The 4,281-nt window shown below is 38.3% G+C and carries 3 protein-coding genes and 1 other RNA gene; all 4 read right to left on the bottom strand.

Going from position 1 to position 4,281, the window contains the following annotated elements; translation table 11 throughout:
• Positions 1-68: 68 nt before the first annotated feature.
• Positions 69-1,994: an ATP-dependent DNA helicase gene (locus V7083_RS12610; protein WP_335478206.1), complete on the bottom strand. Its 1,926-nt coding sequence runs from the start codon at positions 1,992-1,994 to the stop codon at positions 69-71.
• 133 nt (positions 1,995-2,127) lie between these two features.
• Positions 2,128-3,261: a THUMP domain-containing class I SAM-dependent RNA methyltransferase gene (locus V7083_RS12605; protein WP_335478204.1), complete on the bottom strand. Its 1,134-nt coding sequence runs from the start codon at positions 3,259-3,261 to the stop codon at positions 2,128-2,130.
• 129 nt (positions 3,262-3,390) lie between these two features.
• Positions 3,391-3,789: RNase P RNA component class B (rnpB, locus tag V7083_RS12600), an RNA gene on the bottom strand.
• 81 nt (positions 3,790-3,870) lie between these two features.
• A complete protein-coding gene (gene gpsB / locus V7083_RS12595) occupies positions 3,871-4,173 on the bottom strand; it encodes a cell division regulator GpsB (RefSeq protein ID WP_335478202.1) in 303 nt (100 codons plus the stop codon).
• Positions 4,174-4,281 lie beyond the last annotated feature (108 nt).

The raw sequence follows: 4,281 nt of genomic DNA, 5'->3' as shown, positions 1-4,281 counted from the left end.
CTTCGTGCCTTCCGCTCCAATAAACGAGTGGATATACTAAAAAAGACTTATCAGATTCACTTTAAAAATTAGACCTCAATTGTATTGGTTGGCAATACTTGTTTTACTGATTGAATTACTTCCGGCTTGACTGTATCGTCAATTAATATATGAACGGTGCCATGGTCCTGTTCACTTCGAATTAACCTGCCCACACCTTGGCGAAGACGTAACAGCATATATGGTAAATCAACTTCCTCAAACGGATCTTTAAGGCCGGTTCTTTTTGCTGTAAATACCGGGTCATGCGGTGGGAATGGCAGAGAAAAAATGATAACATTTTCAAGGGAACGGCCTGGAATGTCCAACCCTTCCCACAAATGAATAGAACACAGGACCGAATGTTCATTATTTTGAAATTTGGAGACAAGAGTACTAATTTCTTCTTCCCCTTCAAAATAGACAGGAAACTCAAATTTCCCTTTTAGCCCTTCCTTCAGCTTTGCCATTTCACCTTCATTATTTAAAAGGACAATGGCTCGACCTTCTGTATGACTGATCTTATCAATACAATAAGCGATTTTTTCATCCATTTGCCCTTTTTGATATTTCTTTAGGAAAATATCCATTTTTTCTTCATAATCAAAAGGAGACTCAACAGAAAAACTTAAAAATTCATCAATTCCTAAGCTGGAAGAGATGTAATCAAATGATTTTTGATTAGATAAAGTCGCTGAGGAAAAAATATATGGCTTTTGTTGTGAAAATACTTCCTCTCTCATGACATCCTCAACCATCTTAGGCATGATGACCAATGTTCGTTCCCCATGTTTTTCTTCAAACCAAGAGATCCCGTTTAATTCCTGTAGAAATAATGTTAATGAATATGTCATCCGCTCCAAATATTCTTCGACAATTTTCAAATCATACTCGTTAATGACAAATAACTCACTTTCAAATACCAATTCTTCTTCTAATGTCTGTAATAATGTTAGCAATTGGCGGCCGTGCTTCAAAACAATAGGGTGCTTTTTGATCGTCCATTTATCCGAATCATCGCTGCGCAAAGAAAATTGGGAAATTACATCAAAAAAAGCTTCGTTTTCCACTAAGATATTTTCAATAGTATATAGGGTTGTTTCCCTTACATCATTTTCCATTAATCTTGTTAGAAGGGTTTCCAATGTATAATCAGTAAATCGGTAGCTAAGTGCTTTTTGTGCTGCATATTCCAATAAATGCCCTTCATCAAAAACTACAGATGAATGTTCTGGAAGCAACGGCAACTGTCCTTCCCGTTTGCGGGCTTCCTTTGTCCAAACATGCTCCATATAAAAATCATGGGAGCAGATAATTAAATCTGTAGATTTACGGTAAAATTCGCGATTTAGCGTTAAACCACAGCGGTGGCGTTTATCACATGCAAAACAATCCTGAAGCTGATCCCAGTTAATCCTATTCCAAACTTCATCAGATAATTCAGGATAATCACGGCGATCCCCATATTTGGCAAAGTTCTGCATCGATTCATTGGTGTGAACGAAATCTGGAAGTTGCTCATAAATAGAGCCAATAGAATCTGCCATATCTGTCAATCTTGCTTGGTCTAGTTTCTTTAAACATAAATATTGTTCCTGGGATTTTGCCATGCGCACATCAATATCCAATGCTAACAATTGCTCCAATTTAGCAATATCGCCTTCTTTTTTTACTAATTGTTCGATTAAGGTCTCATCAGCGCAGGCAATAATTGCAGGTCGATTCGTGTATCTGGCATACATAATTGAGTACAGTAAATAAACAATAGTTTTCCCAGTTCCGACCCCTGCTTCCGCAAACATGATTTTCTTTTCTTTATAGGCCTTTTCTAGTTGAAAAGCCATAAAGATTTGTTCGTCACGAAGTTCAAATCCTGCTTCAGGTAAAATGTCGTAGAATAAATCGCCAATCCATTCTCCTAGCTTATCATAAAAATTTTCTGTTTTTGAAACGGTAAATGGCATATGTTTTTGCATAAAATCCCTCCAAAAAGAAAAGCGTCCAAAAGACGCTGTACTAAATAATAGTTATATTACCGTCACTTTCAAACATGGCAGTTGATTTGCGTTCCAATCAACAGGTGTCAAAATTAAATGCAGAACCTATAAGTTAATTTCGCGGAGGTCTTTTTCCCCAATATTGATATAGGTCTGTACGGATAAAACCGTTGAATAGTTTGCGTTTCTTTGTGGCTGGTTTTCCGTAAAATTGTTCAAACTCTTCATTGGAAGTCAGGATATAGATCGACCATGTATCAAGCTTTTCAAACGCTTGGCCCATTTCCTTATACATCCGTTCAACCTCTTGCTTTTCACCCAGTCTTTCTCCATAAGGCGGATTACCGATGATGACTCCATAGTCGCTTTTTACAGTAAGATCCTGAACGCGCATTTGTTTAAATTGGATCATGTCACCAAAACCCGCTTCAAAGGAGTTTTCCTCAGCCATTTTCACCATTCGGTGATCAATATCTGAACCGACAATGTCCAGTGGTTGATCGTACTTGGCCAAATCTTCAGCCTCTGTGCGGACATCCTCCCATACCTTAGCCGGAATCCAATTCCACTTTTCTGATACAAACTCTCTATTGAACCCTGGAGCAATATTTTGTCCTATTAAAGCAGCTTCAATCGGTATAGTGCCGGAACCGCAAAAAGGATCAATAAACGGTTTGTCAGGATGCCAATTAGTTAACATGACAAGAGCAGCAGCCATTGTCTCCTTTAATGGAGCTACACCTTGGGCAGCCCGATAGCCTCTTTTATGTAAACCAATGCCACTGGCATCAATGGTAATGGTAGCAACATCTTTTAATAAGGCTACTTCAATTCGGTATAACGCCCCGTTTTCATCAAACCATTGTTTTTTGTAATGCTTTTTTAAACGTTCAACAACCGCTTTTTTCACAATTGCCTGGCAGTCAGAAATACTAAACAGCTTTGACTTATGTGACTTTCCAACCACAGGGAACTCAGCATTTTCAGGCAAATATTGTTCCCACGGTAATGCCTTTGTTTTTTCAAATAATTCGTCAAAGGTAAACGCCTTGAATTCTCCAACAATGATTTTTATTCTATCTGCAGTACGCAGCCATAGGTTGCTTTTGGCAATGGCGGTTTCATCCCCGAAAAAAATCACCTTGCCATTTTCAACTTGACAATCATAACCAAGATCTCGAACTTCTTTTGCCACTAAGGCCTCTAACCCCATTGCTGCTGTCGCAATAATTTTGTATGTACTCATCTTTTCACCCTTATCAACTACACCTTTTTACTATCCATTATGTTCTAAAAGAATGCGTTAAATTCATAAACAAAAAGCCCTCCTTATGGAGAGCCGTTTCATTTCCACAATACTTTCCCATTAATAACGTTCTATAAGCCATGTTCTGTACCTGAGTACTGCATGCGACCTATAAGGTCTCGTACTTAGGTGGCAATCATCTATCTACAGATTATTAAAATCTGTCCTTCTCCTCGTTCATTTCCTAAGAGAAAGTGCCCCTACCATAATTTGGGTTTCTCGCTCGTGGGGTTTACCCGTTCCACCCTTTCCATTTCTGGAAAGGTTACGTCACTGTGGCACTTTTATAGGTATTCATACCATATCCAAACGGACTTAGGTATTTTCCCGGCCGTCAGTCGAATTTTAACTCCGACTGCCTCAGCTTATGATTTCGCTGAGCACGAACACTACGGACATCTCAGTCCGTGCGAGCATGGACTTTCCTCTGCAATTCGCCAAAGCTCCTTACAGCGATTACCCGAACGTTATTAACAAAGACAATTCTTATTATATGTATATCTTGATGAAAATACAATGGTTTTCAATAGGATAATATGGTTTATTCTGTTAATCGTAAAGTTTATCACCGAATACGTGCTTTTCAAGGTTTGATAATCGTTTCAATATATCGAAATTGGTGGTTCCAGCAGGTTGAGCAACTGATTGTCTCTTCGATACCTCTTCCAGTTGCTTGCGAAGGCGCAGGTTTTCCTGTTGAAGGTCCTCCAATTCCTGATGGAAGGTTCCGTAATCCTTGATAATTAAGTCTAGAAATTTATCGACATCCTCCTGTTTATAACCACGTACACCTGTTTTAAATTCTTTTTCCAAAATATCCTTTGCTGTTAATTTCACTTTGTCTGACAGCATTCCAAATCACCTCAAGTTTAGCCAATCATTACCTATTATTTTTTCAAAAATGTGGCTGTTTGTCAATTTTATTTCGTAAGCAAATACTGCTCCAGGTACATTATATTT

Source organism: Bacillus sp. JJ1764 (assembly GCF_036962145.1).
Lineage (GTDB): Bacteria > Bacillota > Bacilli > Bacillales > Cytobacillaceae > Neobacillus.
This window is presented reverse-complemented; position numbering and strand designations above follow the sequence as displayed.

Coding starts and splice junctions, on each gene's coding strand:
- V7083_RS12605 (WP_335478204.1), bottom strand. CDS start 3,261: ATGAGTACATACAAAATTATTGCGACAGCAGCAATGGGGTTAGAGGCC.
- gpsB (WP_335478202.1), bottom strand. CDS start 4,173: ATGCTGTCAGACAAAGTGAAATTAACAGCAAAGGATATTTTGGAAAAA.
- V7083_RS12610 (WP_335478206.1), bottom strand. CDS start 1,994: ATGCAAAAACATATGCCATTTACCGTTTCAAAAACAGAAAATTTTTAT.